The 16,369-nt window shown below is 74.2% G+C and carries 15 protein-coding genes; 6 read left to right on the top strand and 9 right to left on the bottom strand.

Annotation, left to right across the window (positions count from 1 at the left end):
• Together ACFV0Q_RS13875 and ACFV0Q_RS13870 are read right to left on the bottom strand one after the other, a co-directional pair.
• A partial coding sequence (locus tag ACFV0Q_RS13875; protein WP_385004814.1) for a nitrilase-related carbon-nitrogen hydrolase occupies positions 1-346 on the bottom strand: 346 nt, incomplete at its 3' end.
• A 165-nt stretch (positions 347-511) separates the two neighbouring features.
• Complete coding sequence (locus ACFV0Q_RS13870) at positions 512-2,167, bottom strand: hypothetical protein (RefSeq protein ID WP_385004812.1); 1,656 nt, start codon at positions 2,165-2,167, stop codon at positions 512-514.
• Between the two features lie 325 nt (positions 2,168-2,492).
• On the opposite strand from ACFV0Q_RS13870, the gene ACFV0Q_RS13865 reads away from it, so the two are divergent.
• The 4 genes from ACFV0Q_RS13865 to ACFV0Q_RS13850 all read left to right on the top strand — a co-directional run bounded on the left by ACFV0Q_RS13865 (position 2,493) and on the right by ACFV0Q_RS13850 (position 6,573).
• Positions 2,493-3,461, top strand: a complete 969-nt coding sequence (locus ACFV0Q_RS13865; protein WP_385004810.1) for a glycoside hydrolase family 26 protein — start codon at positions 2,493-2,495, stop codon at positions 3,459-3,461.
• A 279-nt stretch (positions 3,462-3,740) separates the two neighbouring features.
• On the top strand, positions 3,741-4,682 hold the full coding sequence (locus ACFV0Q_RS13860) for a glycosyltransferase family 39 protein (protein WP_385004808.1): 942 nt from the start codon (positions 3,741-3,743) through the stop codon (positions 4,680-4,682).
• Positions 4,683-4,714: 32 nt separating this feature from the next.
• Positions 4,715-4,930 (top strand): hypothetical protein, encoded by a 216-nt coding sequence (locus tag ACFV0Q_RS13855; RefSeq protein ID WP_385004806.1) that lies wholly within the window; start codon positions 4,715-4,717, stop codon positions 4,928-4,930.
• The gene (locus ACFV0Q_RS13850) at positions 4,927-6,573 is read left to right on the top strand and encodes a glycosyltransferase family 39 protein (protein WP_385004804.1); all 1,647 of its coding nucleotides are present in this window, start codon (positions 4,927-4,929) and stop codon (positions 6,571-6,573) included. The genes ACFV0Q_RS13855 and ACFV0Q_RS13850 overlap by 4 nt, the downstream gene beginning before the upstream one ends.
• 117 nt (positions 6,574-6,690) lie before the next feature.
• Here ACFV0Q_RS13850 and ACFV0Q_RS13845 read toward each other — a convergent pair whose 3' ends face one another.
• Positions 6,691-6,942 (bottom strand): helix-turn-helix domain-containing protein, encoded by a 252-nt coding sequence (locus ACFV0Q_RS13845; protein WP_385004802.1) that lies wholly within the window; start codon positions 6,940-6,942, stop codon positions 6,691-6,693.
• Positions 6,943-7,008: 66 nt separating this feature from the next.
• On the opposite strand from ACFV0Q_RS13845, the gene map reads away from it, so the two are divergent.
• Complete coding sequence (gene map / locus ACFV0Q_RS13840) at positions 7,009-7,776, top strand: type I methionyl aminopeptidase (protein WP_385004800.1); 768 nt, start codon at positions 7,009-7,011, stop codon at positions 7,774-7,776.
• Between the two features lie 6 nt (positions 7,777-7,782).
• Here the strand turns inward: map and ggt are convergent, their stop codons facing one another.
• A complete protein-coding gene (gene ggt / locus ACFV0Q_RS13835) occupies positions 7,783-9,594 on the bottom strand; it encodes a gamma-glutamyltransferase (protein WP_385004798.1) in 1,812 nt (603 codons plus the stop codon).
• A gap of 111 nt (positions 9,595-9,705) precedes the next feature.
• Between ggt and ACFV0Q_RS13830 the strand changes: the two genes are divergently transcribed.
• On the top strand, positions 9,706-10,431 hold the full coding sequence (locus tag ACFV0Q_RS13830) for a hypothetical protein (RefSeq protein WP_385004796.1): 726 nt from the start codon (positions 9,706-9,708) through the stop codon (positions 10,429-10,431).
• On the opposite strand, the gene ACFV0Q_RS13825 is transcribed toward ACFV0Q_RS13830, so the two are convergent.
• From ACFV0Q_RS13825 to murJ, 5 genes are read right to left on the bottom strand one after another with little or no spacing between them, the layout of a single operon-like run.
• Positions 10,391-11,671 (bottom strand): cytochrome P450, encoded by a 1,281-nt coding sequence (locus ACFV0Q_RS13825; protein ID WP_385004794.1) that lies wholly within the window; start codon positions 11,669-11,671, stop codon positions 10,391-10,393. The two genes, ACFV0Q_RS13830 and ACFV0Q_RS13825, sit on opposite strands and share 41 nt — an antisense overlap.
• Positions 11,672-11,713: 42 nt before the next feature.
• On the bottom strand, positions 11,714-12,238 hold the full coding sequence (locus ACFV0Q_RS13820) for a hypothetical protein (RefSeq protein WP_385004792.1): 525 nt from the start codon (positions 12,236-12,238) through the stop codon (positions 11,714-11,716).
• On the bottom strand, positions 12,235-13,680 hold the full coding sequence (locus ACFV0Q_RS13815) for an ATP-binding protein (protein ID WP_385004790.1): 1,446 nt from the start codon (positions 13,678-13,680) through the stop codon (positions 12,235-12,237). Before ACFV0Q_RS13815 ends, ACFV0Q_RS13820 begins: the two co-directional genes overlap by 4 nt.
• Before the next feature lie 10 nt (positions 13,681-13,690).
• Entirely contained in the window at positions 13,691-14,371 is a 681-nt protein-coding gene (locus ACFV0Q_RS13810; RefSeq protein WP_385004788.1) for a response regulator, read from the bottom strand.
• Between the two features lie 39 nt (positions 14,372-14,410).
• On the bottom strand, positions 14,411-16,069 hold the full coding sequence (murJ, locus tag ACFV0Q_RS13805) for a murein biosynthesis integral membrane protein MurJ (RefSeq protein WP_385004786.1): 1,659 nt from the start codon (positions 16,067-16,069) through the stop codon (positions 14,411-14,413).
• Between the last annotated feature and the right edge of the window lie 300 nt (positions 16,070-16,369).

The raw sequence follows: 16,369 nt of genomic DNA, 5'->3' as shown, positions 1-16,369 counted from the left end.
ACTTGCCGAGGTAGCTGCCGTCGGCGTCGATGACGGCGGCGGTGTTGTAGTAGAAGCCCTCGGCCTCCAGCTCGAACACCGGGACGACGATGACCATGCCGGTCTCGCGGGCCAGGTCCTGCATCCGGCGGACGGTGGGGCCGTCGGGGACGGCCTCGGCCCAGCGGTAGTGCTCGGGCTCCTGGACCTGGCAGAAGTACGGGGCGTTGAACACCTCCTGGAAGCCGATGATCTTCGCGCCCTCGGCGGCCGCCCGGCGGGCGTACTCCTCGTGTTTGACGATCATCGACTCGGTGTCTCCGGTCCAGGTGGCCTGGACGAGTGCGGCGCGGACGACTTGGGCCATGAGCTGCTCCTCGCGACGGGAACGCCGACTTCTACGCACGTAGACGGTGCGTAGGGAGTCGAAGGTAGGCCTCGTCACAGCGCGGGGCAAGACCACCATGCGCGGTTGGAGTAGTCGATCAAGTTACGTCGCCACGTGGTCGTTTGCGGTCAGCAGGCGAGCGCTTCAGCTCGCCGGGATCCCCGCCACGCGCAGGGCGTGCGCCAGGTCCCGGTGCCGGGTGCCGGACAGGGCGCGGGCCTCGTCCAGCAGCCGGGGGGCGAACCAGTGCGGGTCGCGGCGGGCCAGGGCGGCGGCCTCCTCGGCGGTGCGCAGGCGGACGAAGGCGCCGAGCAGGGCGCGGGCCTCCCGGTCCCGGCCGGCGGCGCCGAGGGCCAGGGCGGCGTCGGCGACCTCGACGGCGGGGCGGGCCACGCCCTGGCGCAGGAGCCGGTCGCAGTCGGCGTCCCGGCCGGCCTCGCCGAGGGCGGCGGCCGCGGCGGCGAGCCGGTCGGGCGGGAGCGAGGCCGCCTCCCACAGCAGGGTGGCCCAGTCGGCGGCCAGCCCGGCCCGCCCGAGCCCGTCGGCGAGCCCGGGCAGATACCCGGCGGGCCACGCGGCGGCCTCGCACAACAACGCGTGCGCCTCCCCGCTCCGCCCTTGCTCCCGCAACGCCACCAGCTCCGCGACGAACCCCGCCCGGGGTCCGCCGGGGCCGGGCACCGACGTCGGCAGGTCCCCCTCGGGGGCGCGCGCGACCGCCGCGGGCCAGGGGCCGTCCGGTAAGGCGTGGCCGGCCTGCCCGGCCCCACCGCCGGACACGGCCGGCGGCGCCGGCCAGGGCTCGGACGGGGCGTACCCGGAGGTGGCGGGGTCGGCTTCGGGCGGGGTGGGAGCGGGGGCGGCGGACTGGCCGGCGAAGCGGGCACCGCGCGGGGCGGGGAGCGGGGCGGCCGGGTCCGAGGCCGGGACCGGTGCGGGGGCGGCGGGCGGGGTCGCGCCCGCGTAGCGCGCACCGCCCGCTCGGCGGGCTCCGCGCAGCCACCGCCCCTCGGCCCGGCCGACCGGCGCCTGGCGTGGCTCACGGGTCTCGGCCCGGCCGACCGGCGCCTGGACCGGCTCACCGCCGTCCGCGCGGCCGCCCGGCGTCCGGACCGGCTCCCGGCCGTCGGCCGAGCCGACCGGCGCCGGCCCCGGCTCCCCACCCTCGGCCCGGCCGAGCGGCGCCTGCCCCGGCTCCCGGCCCTCCGCACCGTCAACCCGCGCCTGCCCCGGCTGCCGGCTCTCGGGGAGGGCGGACGGCTCGTGGCCCTCGCGCTGCCTCGGGACTCCGGCCAGTCGTACCGGTGTCGGCAGGGCGCGCAGGCGGGCCGTCAGGTCCGCGGCCCGGGCCGCGGCGCGGGACGCGTCGTCGCGGGTCCAGGCGAGCTCCCGCGCCAGCCCCGCCGCCTCCTCCCGGTCGCGGGCCCCGTCGAGCCGGTCGGCCAGACTCCGCAGCGCCGCCTCCGAGGCGGCCCACTGCGCCTCGGCCGCGCCGAGCAGAGCCCGCAGCTCCCCCTCCCCGCCCGGCACCGCGTCCCACGCGGCGACGGCGGCGGCCCGCAGCCCGGCGGCGTAGGCGGCCTCCCGGGCCGTGGCCTCCGGATCCCCCGGCAGGTCCCCGAGCAGCGACTCCAGTACGTCCCACGGCGGCATCGCCACCCCGTCCAGGCAGGCCCGCATGCCCTCCGGGTCCCGCCGCAGGAACTCCCCGTACCAGCCCGCTCCAGGATCCAGTCTCCGCGTCAACCCCCGCATGTATGCGGCGAGTTGCCCGATCACCAGTGCAGTCGGCGTCTCCATGCCCGCATTGGATCCCACCCGTGTTACGGGCGGGCTACGGGAGTCTCAAAGCTTGACGGCGATCCCCCGCCCCGGCCGGCCGCCGCCCGGGCGTGTCGAGACTCACGTCGCCCTTACATCCGACCTCCCCAGGGGCCCGAACCACGACCCGGAAGGCCCTCGCCAGCCACCCGCGCCCACGGCCGATTCCGCGTCCAACCCCCTTGCGGATCACGTCATCCGCAATACCGGAATTGTTAACTCCAAGCATTCCGCGCCCCTCGGCACACCCCACCACCGTTCCACTGGGCGGAACGCCAGCCTGACCGCCGCGGGTCTCGTCGGCGTGCTGCTTTCCGGCACCGCCGGGTGCGGCACCTTCTCCTCCGAGGGGCGCGACGCGTACAGGACACGCACCGGCGGTTCCTCCGGGACGGCGGCCTCCACGGCGCCCGTGGTCCCGTACGACATCCGTCCGCTGCTGCGCCCGGAGTCCAAGTACCTCGGTGTGGCCGCCGACGGCGCCCCGGACTCCATGAAGCCGGTCGAGAAGTTCGCCGCGGACTCCGGCAAGAAGCCGAACATCGTCGAGTTCTGCTCCGCCTGGGGCGACCAGTACGAGACCGCGCTCGTCCGGAACGCCTGGGACTACGGGGCGCTGCCCTACATCGCCTGGGAGCCGAAGGAGAAGGGCCTCGCCGGCATCGCGGACGGGAAGGACGACGAGTACATCCGCTCGTACGCGCGTTCCGTACGGCGGCTCAACCTCCCGGTGGCGATCAGCTTCGCGCACGAGATGAACGGCCACTGGTACCCCTGGGGGACCAAGAGCGCCACGCCGCAGCAGTTCGTGAGCGCCTACAAGCACGTCCACGACGTCTTCCAGCAGGAGGGCGCCACCCAGGTCATCTGGTCCTGGAGCCCCAATGTGATCAACCCGATGCCCACCGTGCGGCTCCAGCCGTACTGGCCCGGGGACGACTACGTCGACTGGGTCGGCGTCGTCGGCTACTACGGCAGGTCCGGCCCGTCCACGTACGAGACGCTCTACGGCCCGACGATGACCGAGATCCGCCGCTTCACCCGGAAGTCCTTCCTCATCGCCGAGACGGCGGCGGAGTCCGGCCCGCGCAAGAGTGCCGACATCGCCGACCTCTTCCGGGGCACGCTGGGGCGCGACGACGTCATCGGGTTCATCTGGTTCGACTTCGACAAGGAAGCGGACTGGCACATCACCAGCACGCCGGAAGCGGCCCGTGCCTTCAGGAAGCAGGCCGAGAGCCCGCGCTTCGGATTCGACGTGAAGAAGCCGTGACCCAGGACCAGAGACGGCCCAGCTGGGCCCAGCCCGAGCCCGAGCCCGGGTACCGCCTCCCCGACACCCCCCGGTCCGCCTGGTCGCTGGATTCGCGCCGCAGCACCCTGCTCGGCCGGTGCCTGCTGTTCTGCGTCATGCTCGTCCAGGCCGGCCTCTCGCTGCGGCTGCGCGTCCGGCGTTCCAGGACGAGGCGCTGTACCTGGCGGCCGGCCACTACGAGCTGGCCGAACTGCTCCACGGCACACCGGTGCCGGCCGACTTCGCGGGCTGCTCTTCATGCTCGGCGCCACCGCCCTGCTGTACGCGCTGACCCACCGGCTGTTCAACGTCCGCGCGGCCATCGGCGCGGCCGCGCTCTTCTCGGTGCTCCAGTCGACGATGTTCCTCGGGAACTTCGCCACCTTCGACGCGGCGTCCGCCTTCCTGCTGGCCCTCTCCGCGTGGGCCGTGGTCCGCACCGGCAGGATGCGGGCGCCCGCCGTGCTGCTCGCCGCCCCGCCCGCCGCGCTGGCCTTCGGGGTGAAGTACGCGGCGGGCCTCTTCCTGCCCACCCTGGTGGTGCTGGCCGTCCTGACCGCGTACCGGCACCGGGGGGTCAAGGCCCTGGGCCGGGGTGTGGTCCTGGGGCTGGGGATCCTGGCCGTCCTCGGCGTCGGCTACTGGCTCTCCGAGCCGCTCGGCGGGATCAGCGGCACCACGACCGGCCGCGCCAAGGGCACGGACTCGGCGTTCACGCTGATCGGGCACAGCGCCGAATGGGGCGGCGTCGTCTTCCTCCTGGCACTGGGCGGGTCCGTCGCCTACGCCCTCCGGGCGCGGATGGGCGAGATGCCGTGGGTGGGCGGGCAGACTCCCGGCCGCTGGCGCCGCGTCGCGCTCGGCACGCTGCTCACCGGCACCGCGCTGCTCGCGCCCGCCTACCAGATCCACCTGCACGCCGGGATCTCCCTCAACAAGCACGTCGGGTTCGGTCTCCTCTTCGCCGCTCCGATGGCCGGCCTCGGCATCGCGCGCCTGGTCGGACCCCACTTCCGCCATCCGCAGCTCGGCATCCTCGTGTACTGCCTGGCCCTGACCTTCGGGATGGTCCAGGCGCAGGAGCACTATGCCGCGCCGGACTCGCGGGCGATGGTCCAGTTCCTGCGGGGGGCGTCGACGAGAAGGGGGCCTATCTCGCGGAGGAGCACGAGATCCCGGCCTGCTACCTGCGGGATCTGACGACGTGGGACCAGTGGCAGAGCACGTACTCCATGGACTACGAGGACACGTCGGGCCCCGAGGCGTTCCGCGCCGCCGTCCTGGACGGCCACTTCGACGCGATCCTGCTGCGCGGGGGCGTCACCCCCGAGACCGACCGGGTGGTCGAGGAAGCCCTGCGCGGCAACTCCCGCTACCGTCTCGCGGCCGTGGTGCCCTTCACCCTGGGCACGGGCAGCCACAACTACCACATTTGGGTCAGACAATGAGCCTGCACGCCCCTTCGCACACGGTGCGCCCCTCCGGTGCGGGCCGGGAGCGGCTCTGGACGGCCCTGCTCCTGCTCCTGCCCGGCGCCGTCTCGCTGGCCCTGATCTCCCGGGGGATCGGCGGCCGCCAGCTGTGGCGCGACGAACACGCCACCTGGTGGGCGGCCACCCTGTCCTTCGGCGACCTCGGCACGCTGATCCGCGGCATCGACGTGGTGTTCACCCCGTACTACGTGCTGATGCACCTGTGGGTGAGCGTGGCGGGCGAGTCCGCGACCGCGATGCGCGTTCCCGGAGCACTGGCCATGGCCGCCGCCCCGGGCCTGCTCGCCCTGCTCGGCCGCCGGCTGTTCACCCGGCAGGTGGGGCTGGTCGCGGGGCTGGCCTTCGCCGTGGTGCCCGCCGTGACCCGCTACGGGCAGGAGGTCCGACCGTACGCCTTCGCGGTCGCGGCCGTCCTGCTGTCCACGCTGCTGCTCGTACGGGCCCTGCAGCGGCCGGGGTTCGAGGTCTGGGTCGCGTACACGCTGTCCGTCCCGCTGGTCGGCTGGAGCCACCTGGCCTCCCTCGCCGTCCTCGCCCCGCACCTGGTGCTCGTCGTACAGGCGCGCCGGGCGGGCGACCGGATCGTGGGCCGGGCGTACGCGGCGGCCGGGATCCTCGGCCTGTGCTTCGTCCTGCCGATGGCGGCCTCCGGCGCGGGGCAGAGCGCCCAGATCGCGTGGAACAACCCGGGCGTCGACGACCTGCTCCACTTCCCCGAGAACCTGTTCGGGTCCTGGGCAGTCGCGGCGCCGGTGATGGTGCTGGGCCTGACCGGGCTGTGCTTCACCGGGCGGCGGGCCCCGGCCCTCGGCCTGTGGGTCGCGCTGCCCCCGGTGGTGACCTTCGCGACCGCCGCCCAGCTCCACCTGTTCCGGCCGCGCTACCTCTTCTTCACGGCGCCCACCTGGGTGCTGCTGGCGGCGGTCGCCCTGTGCCGGATCGCCGGACCGGTCACGGGGCCGAGCGCGCGGACGGCCGGAGGGCGGACGGCCGGAGCAGGCACGGCCGGAGCAGGCACGGCCGGAGCAGGCACGGCCCGCGCGCGGATGCCCGGCGCGGCGCGGCGCGTGCTCGGCCGGGCGGTCGCGGTGGCGGCGGTCGGCGGGCTCGCCTTCCAGGCCCTGCCCGGCAGCGACGCGGACCGCGGCCCTGCTGGCCTGGCGCACCCCGCAGGAGCGGGGTTCCTTCGACGCCGCCGAGTGCCCCCAGCCGCGGACGTGCCTGGCCGACACGGAGCGGCTGTGGCTGGTGTCCACCTCCCCGGACCCCGGCGAGCCGTTCACCGGCATGCCCGGGGCGACCGCGGCGCTGATCCGGAAGGGGTTCGAGGTCGTCCGGACCGAGCAGCTGGACTCCGTACGGGTCCTGCTGCTGGAGCGGGCCGCCGAGGCCGCGAAGCCCAGGGAGAACGACGCGGCGACCCGCAAGGTCCACACCTGACGTCAGGCCCTGCCGGCCGGTCTCGGCGGCGCCCCCCGGCGGGCGTCGTCGCCGCGGGCCTGCCCGTCGGGGGCGGCGCAGGCCGCGAGCAGCAGTCCTGCCGCGAGCAGGGCGCCGAGGAGTCCGAGACCGATCCGCTGGGCTGCTTTCATGGCTGACACGCAGGACGTGTGCCCCGTACTCCGGCCGTCCCCACGCCGGTTGCGCCGATCGGCCGCCCGACACTCCCTGCCTCCGGGAGCTTTCGGGCTTGGCGGCGGCCCCGGGCGGGCGGGTCAGGCGGGGACGAGGGCGCAGCGGCGGAGGACCTCGTCGAGGGAGAGACCGAGGGCGCCGGCGAGGGCGGCGACCGTGAAGAAGGCGGGGGTCGGGGCCCGGCCCGTCTCGATCTTGCGGAGGGTTTCGGCGGAGAGGCCGGCGCTGGCCGCGACCTCGACCATGCTGCGGCCGGCGCGGGCCTCGCGCAGCAGGGCGCCCAGACGCTCGCCGCGCTCGCGCTCTTCAGGAGTCAGGGGGGTGCGGACCATGGCTCCATCCTACCCACCGCGCTCCAATAACTATCCCGGTATAAATTTACCGGTATAGTTATTGGCATGGTGAAGCTGAAGACGGACGAAGCGATCGAACAGATGCGCGCCTCGGGCCGGGTGGTCGCGCACGCCCTCGCGGCCGCCCGGGACGTCGCGCGGGTCGGGGTCTCCCTGCGGGAACTGGACGCGGTGGCCCGAGCGGTGCTGCGCGGGGCCGGGGCCTCCTCCCCCTTCCTCGGCTACCGGCCGTCGTTCGCGCCCGTGCCCTTCCCGGCGGTGGTCTGCGTCTCCGTCAACGACGCGATCGTGCACGGCATCCCCGACGACTACCGGCTGCGCGACGGCGACCTGGTCAGCGTCGACTGCGGCGCGAAGCTGGCCGGCTGGGTCGGGGACGCGGCCGTCAGCTTCACCGTCGGCCGGGCCCGCCCCGACGACCTGCGGCTGATCGCGACCGCCGAGGCGGCCCTCGCGGCCGGCATCGCCGCGGCCGTGCCCGGCAACCGGATCGGCGACATCGCCCACGCCATCGGCACCGTCTGCCGCGCCGCCGGCTACGGCATCCCGGACGGCTTCGGCGGCCACGGCATCGGCCGCGCCATGCACGAGGACCCGGGCGTCCCCAACGAGGGCCCGCCGGGGCGCGGTACGAAGCTGCGCCCCGGCATGGTCCTCGCGATCGAGCCGATGCTGATCGCGGGCGGCACGGACGACTACGCCTGCGATCCGGACGGCTGGACCCTGCGCACCACGGACGGCACCCGCGCCGCCCACGCGGAGCACACGGTCGCCATCACGGCCGACGGCCCGAGGATCCTCACCGCCCTCTAGCGGCCGCTACGGCCGTCCGGCGGGGTGGACGACCATCGCCGAGCCGCCGCCGCGGCGGCTGGGTTCGGCGGCGGCCAGCCAGCGGCCGTCCGGGAGGCGCTGGACGCCGGTGGCGGCGCCGATCTCGGGGTTCTGGCGGAAGCCCTGGCCGAGGGCTTCGAGTTCGGTGCGCAGCGGGCTGTTCCAGAGGCCGGGTTCCAGTTCGGTGGTGGTCTGGTTGCGCTGGCTGGCGCGCGGGGCGGCGATGGCGTCGCCCAGGGGCAGGCCCCGGTCCAGCGTGCCCAGCAGGGTCTGCAGGACGGTGGTGATGATGGTGGCGCCGCCGGGCGAGCCCACCGCCAGCACCGGACGGCCGTCCTTGAGCAGGATCGTCGGGGACATGGAGGAGCGCGGCCGCTTGCCGGGGCCGGGCAGGTTCGGGTCCGGGACGCCGGGGGCGGCCGGGGCGAAGGAGAAGTCGGTCAGCTCGTTGTTGAGCAGGAAGCCGCGCCCCGGGACGGTGATGGCGCTGCCGCCGGTGGACTCGATGGTCAGGGTGTAGGAGACCACGTTGCCCCAGCGGTCGGCGACCGTCAGGTGGGTGGTGTTCTCCCCTTCGTACGTGGTCGGGGCGGCCTGCCCGGTGGTGGCGCAGGCGGCGGGGTGGTACGGGTCGCCCGGGGCCAGCGGGCTGGTCAGCGCCCGGTCCGGCCGGATCAGGCAGGCCCGGCTGTCGGCGAAGCGCTGCGAGAGCAGTTCCTTCGTCGGCACGTCGACCGCGGCCGGGTCACCCACCCAGCGGCCCCGGTCGGCGAAGGCGATCCGGGAGGCCTCGATGTAGCGGTGCAGGTACTGGGTCTCCGACAGCTTGGAGACGTCGGTGCCCTCCAGGATGTTCAGCGCCTCGCCGACCGTGGTGCCGCCGGAGGAGGAGGGCGCCATGCTGTAGACGTCCAGGCCCCGGTAGTCGGTCTTGGTCGGCGCCTGCTGCTTGCTGCGGTAGGCGCGCAGGTCCGCGGTGGTCAGGTCGCCGGAGCGGACGACGCGGGTGGCGGCCGGGTCGACGGGGGGCTTGCGGACGGCGCGGACGACGTCCTCGCCGAGCGGGCCCCGGTAGAGGGTGTCGGTGCCCTTGCGTGCGAGCTCCGCGTAGGTCTTCGCCAGGTCCGGGTTCTTGAAGGTGGACCCGACCACCGGCAGGGCGCCGCCGGGCAGGAACAGCTCGCGGGTGTCGGGGAAGTCCTTGAAGCGGTCCCGGTTCAGCTCGGTCTGCGCCCGGAAGGTGGAGTCCACGGTGAAGCCGTCGCGGGCCAGCTTCTCGGCGGGCCGCAGCGACTGGCCCAGCGAGCGGGTGCCCCAGGTGTCCAGGGCCCGCTGCCAGGTGGCCGGGGTGCCGGGGACGCCGACGGCACGGCCGCTGGTCTGGCCCTGCTCGAAGGGGATGGGGACGCCGTTCTCCTGGAACAGCGTCTCGGTGGCCGAGGCCGGGGCCGTCTCACGGCCGTCGATGGTCTGCACCCGGCGGCTCTTGGCGTCGTAGTAGACGAAGTAGCCGCCGCCCCCGATGCCGGCGGAGTACGGCTCGGTGACCCCGAGGGCGGCGGCGGTGGCGACGGCCGCGTCCACGGCGTTGCCGCCGGAGCGCAGCACCTCGATGCCGACGGCGGTGGCGTCCGCGTCGACGCTGGCCACCGCGCCGCCGTAGCCGGTCGCGACCGGGACCTTGGCGGGGGTGCGGTCACCGGCGGCGGTGGCCGACGGCGGGGCGGCGGCGCCGGTGGAGACGAGGGCGCCGACGAGGGCGAGCAGCGCTAACTGACGTGCGGCGGGGCGACGCATCCGTACCTCCCGTAATGGCCCGGCGGACGGAACGTCAGGCCTAGGGTCGGCACTGTAACTTCACCGCACCCCCCGCGTCAGGAAGGCCTGGTGCGGGCTACCATCCGCCGCATGAACGACGACGTGCGCAACATCGTGCTCGGGGTGGCGGCGACCGCCATCAGCGGCGGGTTCGGCTGGTTCTCCCGGACCTACCTGTGGCGCCGCGACCTGCGCCGCAAGCAGGCGTTCTTCGGGCTGCCGACGGGTTCCGACTGCCTGTTCGTGGTCAACCGCCAGATGGGCGGCAAGGACTCCTCGCTGCACCGCAACGACGCCTTCGCCCTGTTGGAGATATCCGCGCTGATCCGCGACTGCGGGGCGACCGTGCAGATCGTCCCGCACGACACGGCCCGGCAGGGCTTCGGCGAGCGCGCCGAGTTCTGTGTGGGAGGACCGGCCTCCAACTCCCGTACGACGGCGCACCTGGCCTCGCTGCTGCCGGGGGTGCGGATGAACGTCCGGCCGGAGCAGGTCCCGGAGCGCGGGGCGATCTCCGTGGACGGGCAGACGTACCTCTGGGAGCCGGGCGTGGCCGAATACGTGCTGCTGGCCCGGCTGGTGGCGGGGCGGGACTCGCGGCCGGTGTTCCTGCTGTGCGGGCAGACCGCCACCAGCAACCAGGCGGCGGCCCGCTACCTCGCCAGGCACCACCAGGAGCTGGCGCGCAAGTACCGCGGGTCGGCCTTCTGCCTGCTGCTGAAGGTCGTCAACTCCGACGCCTACGGGCCGGACGTGACGGAACGCGTCGCGGACGTCACGCGGGCGGCCCGGACACCCGTAGCGGCAGCCGCGTGATCCCGTTGATGAAGTTCGACACCAGCCGGCGCGGCTCGCCCGCGAGTTCCGGCGCGGGCAGGGCCGTACGCCACTCCTCGTAGAGGGTGCGCAGCTGGAGGCGGGCGAAGTGGGCGCCGAGGCAGACGTGGGGGCCGTCGCCGAAGGAGACGTGCGGGTTCGGTGAGCGGCCGGGGTCGAGGCGGTCCGGGTCGGTGAAGACGCGTTCGTCGTGGTTGGCGGAGGCGTGGAAGACGACCACCTTGTCCCCGGCCCGGATGGCCTGACCGGCGAGTTCGGTGTCGCGGGCGGCGGTGCGGCGGAAGCTGAGCACGGGCGGGTGGACGCGCAGGAGTTCCTCGACGGCCCGGTCGGGCGGGACGTCGCCGCCGGCGATCCGGCGGTAGGCGCCGGGGTCGCGGGCGAGGGCCAGGAGCCCGCCGGGGGCGGCGCTGCGGACGGTGTCGTTCCCGGCGACGGTCAGCAGGAAGAAGAACATCTCCAGCTCGGCGGGGTCCAGTCCGGCCTGCGCGAGGGCGGTCATCACGTCGTCGCCCGGGTGCGCCCGCTTGTACGCGGCCAGTTCGCGGGCGTACGCGAACATCTCGCCGAGCAGGGCCGGGGAGCGCGGGTTCAGCGGCGTCCCGTCGGGGCCGAGGAGGGGGGCCGGGGCGTCCTCGGGGTCCTGGTAGCCGATGACGCGTACGGTCCACTCCAGCAGCAGGCCCCGGTCGGCGGCCGGGACGCCCAGCAGGTCGGTGAGGTTCAGCAGGGCGTACTCGTCGGTGACGGCCCGGACCACGTCGGCGGCGCCGTCCTCGGCGGAGTCCCGGGCGGCGGCCAGCAGGGTACGGGCGCGCTCGCGGACCCGGCCCGCGAAGGCGTCGACGCGGGCCGGGGTGAAGGCGCGGGCGACCAGGCGGCGGAGCCGGCCGTGCTCGGGCGGGTCCTGGTTGAGCATGGTGCGCCGCAGGAAGGGCAGGTCGGCGGGGTCGGGGTCGCGGATCTGGGTGGCGCCGAGCCACGAGGAGTACGCGGTGTGGTCGCGCAGGACGCGGACGACGTCGGCGTGCCGGGTGACGGCCCAGAAACCGGGTCCGGCGGGCCAGCCCCCGACCTCCGGCTCCTCCTGCCAGGAGACGGGGTGCCGCTCGCGCAGCAGCCGGTACCGGTCGTGCGGGACGCCCTCGGCATAAAGGCGCGGGTCGAACACATCCGGCACGGCGGGATCGGTGTCCGGGGCTGCTGCGGCGCGTTCCATGGTCCACACGGTGGCGGCAGACGGGGCGCCGCCGCAAGGGCGTCAGTGCCCGGCCCCGCAGCGGGCGGCCTCCAGTTCGGTGTCGGGGCCGCGCACCACCGCCTCGGCGGACGGGCCGGCGGTGGACAGGGCGGTGCACACGAGCTGCCGGAGGGCGAGCGGGTCGAGGGCGGCCACCGGGAAGGGCACGCGGACCTCCACCCGGTCCTTCGCGGAGAAGAACGCCCGGACGCTCCCGGCCAGCACCCCCTCCACCGGCGGCAGCCTGGTGCCGAGACCGGCCTCCCGCTCCACCGGTCCGGGCCCGCGCATCAGCAGCTGCATGCTGCCCTGCGGGCTCTTGTCGGCGTACTCGGGCTCGGGCGCGGGGACGAGGCGGCCCTCGCCCGAGACGAAGTAGGCCATCGGGGGACGGGAGGGCGCGGCGATCAGGACCCTGGCGGCGGCGCCGCTCTCCACGACCCCGGTGGGCTTGATCCCGCAGCCGGTGACCAGCAGCGGGCCCGCCAGGGCGGAGGCGGCCACCGCCGCGGCGGTGCGGCGGCCGGGCCCGGACAGGGCGATCACGCGGTGACCTCCAGGGGTATGTCGAGGGTGAACACGGCTCCCCCGGCCGGGGCGTTGGCCGCGCTCAGCGTGCCGCCGTGCAGCCGTACGTTCTCCAGGGTGATGGCGAGTCCGAGGCCGCTGCCCGCCGAGCGGGTGCGGGCGGCGTCGGCCTTGAAGAACCGGTCGAAGATGTGCGGGAGCACCTCGGCGGCGATGCCGGGACCGCTGTCGGCGACCTCGATCAGCAGTCGTTCCCCCTCGGGGCGGGGCTCGGTGCGCACGGCGATCCGCACGGGCGCGCCGCCGTGCCGCAGGGCGTTGCCGACGAGGTTGGCGAGGACCACGTCGAAGCGGCGCGGGTCGAGCCGGGCCCGGACCGCGTCCGGGAGCTCGGCGCGCACCCGGTCGTCGTCCCAGCGGCGGCGCTCCAGCGTCTTGCGGACGGCCTCGGCGACGTCCACGTCGTCGAGGTTGAGTTCGGCGGCGCGGGCGTCGAAGCGGGAGATCTCCATCAGGTCCTCGACGAGGACGGCCAGCTTCCCGGTCTCGGCGCTGATCAGCCGCAGGGCCTTGGCGGTGTCGGGGTCGAGCCGTTCGGCGTCCTCGTCGAGGATCTCGGTGACGGCGAGCATCCCGGCGAGCGGGGTGCGCAGTTCGTGGGAGACGTCGGAGGCGAACCGGCGGGCCCGGGCCTCCGCCTCCCGCAGTTCGGCGACGGACTGCTCCAGGGCGCCGGCGGTCTCGTTGAAGGTGCGGGCGAGCCCGGCCAGTTCGTCGGCCCCGCGGACCTCGATGCGGGTGTCGAGGCGGCCGCGTCCCATGCTCTGGGCGGCGCGCCGCAGGTCCCGTACGGGTCTCAGGACGCTGCGCGCGGCCAGCAGGGCGGGGACGACGGCGATGGCGAGTCCGGGGATGGCGCCCTGCCGGGCGGCCTGGACCATGGCGTCGACGGTCTGCTGCTCGGTGAGCAGGGGCATGACGGCGTAGAGGACGACGCCGGTCGCCTCGCGCATGCCGTTGTGGGCGAAGACGGCGGGCATCGCGATGGTCAGGTACGGCTCGCCCCGCTCGTCCTCGACCCGCTGGAAGGCCCCGTGGGGCTGGTCGGCGACCTGGGAGCGGAGTTTGTCGGTGAGGATGCCGGAGGTGGTGGGGGTGGTGTTGGAGGAGACGCGCAGCGCGCCGTACTCGGCGTAGACCGTCCAGGGGTGGGGTTTGCCGCGCTTGCCTATCTCGTTGACGACGCGCTGGAGCTGCGGGCGGTCCATGGGCAGGGTCAGGGCCTGGGCTTCGAGCTGGTCGCGCAGGGTGCTGACGGCGGTGTCCTGGCTCTGGGTGAGGACGGCGCTGCGTGCCTGCCGGTAGGTGAGGGCGGCCGTGCTGACCGCGCAGATCGCGGCGACGAGCAGGAACGCGGCGATCAGCCGGGTGCGCAGCCCGAGCGGCGCGAGGTTTCGCACGGCCGGCGCCCTAGAGCGGTCCGAAGCGGTAGCCGAAGCCCCGCACGGTCTGTATGTAGCGGGGGCTGCCGGCGGGGTCCTCGATCTTGTTGCGCAGCCGGCGCACGCAGGCGTCCACGAGCCGGGCGTCGGCGTGGTAGCTGTGCTCCCACACGTACTCCAGGAGCTGCTGGCGGGAGAAGACCTGCTCGGGCGAGGCCGACAGGTGGAGCAGGAGTTTGATCTCGCTGGGGGCGAGGGGGACGCGTTCGCCGTTCTTGGCGACGGTCAGCCCGGCGCGGTCGACTGCGAGTTCCGCGTGCTGTTCCACCCCGGGGCGGCCGGTCGGATCGCTGAGGCGGCGCAGGACGGCCCTGATGCGGGCTTCGATGATCTCGGTCCGGGCGGGTTTGACGATGTAGTCGTCGGCTCCGGCCTCCAGGCCGACGACGATGTCGAAGTCGTCGCCGCGCGCGGTGAGCATGATGATCGGGACCTCGCTGCTCTCGCGGATCCGGCGGCAGACCTGCACGCCGTTGATGCCGGGCAGCATCAGGTCGAGCAGGACGAGCTCGGGGTGGAAGCCGCCCATGAGGGCGAGGCCGGCCTCGCCGGTCTCGGCGGCTCTCACCTCGTGGCCGCGGCGGCGCAGGCCGAGTGCCACTCCTTCACGGATGGAAGGGTCGTCCTCGATCAGCAGTACGCGTGGCATCCGGTCAGTATCCCAAGGTGTTTCATATGGTTCCTCCCGCTAACGGCCGGTCTTGCGGCGCAGGGAGTCGATCAGGTCGGTGATCTCGGTCAGGCGCAGCGGCCTGGCGAGGAGTACGACGACCAGCGCGAGCACGATGGTTCCCGCCCCGGCGGCCGCGTAGGCCCCGAGGCCGTCGGCGGCCCGGGCGGCCGCGTACCCGGCACCGCCCGCGGGCAGGCAGGCGGCGAGCAGCCGCAGGTGGGTCCGCAGGGCGGTCGCGCTACGGGTCCCCGTGCGCGGGCCGAGCCTGCGGGCCAGGGCGTACGCGGTGACGGCGGCGCCCGCCGTGAAGGCGACGGCGGACGCTCCGGCCATGCCGGTGACCGCCCAGCGCGCGGGCAGCAGCAGGTGGGCGGCGTAGGACAGTCCGGCGTTCAGGGCGACGATGACCAGGTTCAGGAAGAAGGGGGTCCGGGTGTCCGAGAGGGCGTAGAAGCCGCGCGAGAGGACGTACTGCGCGGAGAAGCCGACGAGGCCGGGCGCGAAGGCGATCAGCATCCACGCCATGGCCTCGACGTCGGAGGGGGTGTTCTTCCCGTACCCGGCGACGCAGTCCATCACCCAGGGGGCCAGGGCCGCGAAGAGCGCCGCGGCCGGGACGACGAGGGCGGCGCTGGAGCGCAGCGCGTGGGAGACGCTCTCCCGGACGCCGCCGAGGTCCCCCTCGGTGGCGGCGGCGCTCATCCGGGGCATGAGGGCGGTCACCAGGGAGACGGTGACGATGCCCTGGGGGACGATCCACAGCTGGTAGGCGTTGGTGTAGGCGGCGTAGCCGGAGCCGTCCGCGTCGAGTCCGGCGGTGGTGGAGAGCGCGGTCACCACCCAGTAGGCGATCTGGTTGGTGAACACGAGCAGGACCAGCCAGCCGGCGTTGCGCAGGGGGCGGGCGAGGCCGCTGCCGCGCCAGTCGAACCGGGGGCGCCAGCGGAATCCGGCGGAGCGCAGGGAGGGGATCAGGGCGAGGGCCTGGACCACGATGCCGGCGGTGGTGCCGATCCCGAGCAGCCGGGTGTCGGCGGCGGAGAGGGTCTCGGAGCCGCCGTGGGAGAGCTGGAGGAAGAGCCCGAAGACGCCGATGACGACGAGGCTGTTGAGGACGGGGGTCCACATCATGGCGCCGAAGCGGCCCCGGGCGTTGAGTACTTGGCCGAGCAGGGTGAAGAGCCCGTAGAAGAGGATCTGGGGAAGGCAGAAGCGGGCCAGGGCGATGGTGGTGCTCAGGTCGGAGCCGGTGTACGAGGGGGCGTACATCCTGACGATCGGCGGCGCGGCGAGAACGGCGACGGCGGTGAGCGCCACGAGGGCCAGGGTGCAGGCGGTGAGCAGCCGGTCGGTGTAGGCGGCCCCGCCGTCCTCGTGCTCCTTGGCGGCCCGGATCAGCTCGGGCACGAAGACGGCGTTGAGCGCGCCGCCGACGAGCAGCATGTAGATGATGTTCGGGACGGTGTTGGCCACGGCGTAGCCGTCGGCGCGGATGCCGGTGCCGAGCGCGGCCACGACCACCGCGGAGCGGACGAAGCCGGTGGCGCGGGAGACGATGGAGCCGGCCGCCATGAGGGCTCCGCTGCGCAGCACCGAACTTCCCTGCGCGGACGCCCTCCGGCCGGCGTCGGCCTCGGCCGCCGCCCTGGGCGCCGTGCGGGTACTGCTGTCCATCCGGGTGGTCCCTTCACCGAGTCGAAGGGTGGAGGGTACCCCGGGCTCGCGCGGGGCGATCCGGCGGTCCCGGTAGTGCCGTTCGGCCTTTTCGCCGGGACGAAAGTCCTTTCCGGAATGGGGTCTGTCATGTGACCGAATGGCAACTGTTCCGCTGCGGCACACGTCACAAGCCGAAGTGCGACATTTTCCGGCGGAAACGCAACCTAATGTCGTCCCGTTCGCTCCTTGCTTACGGACGATCATTATTTGGAGGGGTTTTCGTTGAGCCGCACACGCCGTACCGCACTGCCGCGCCTT

Source organism: Streptomyces sp. NPDC059564 (genome assembly GCF_042735575.1).
GTDB lineage: Bacteria > Actinomycetota > Actinomycetes > Streptomycetales > Streptomycetaceae > Streptomyces.
This window is presented reverse-complemented; position numbering and strand designations above follow the sequence as displayed.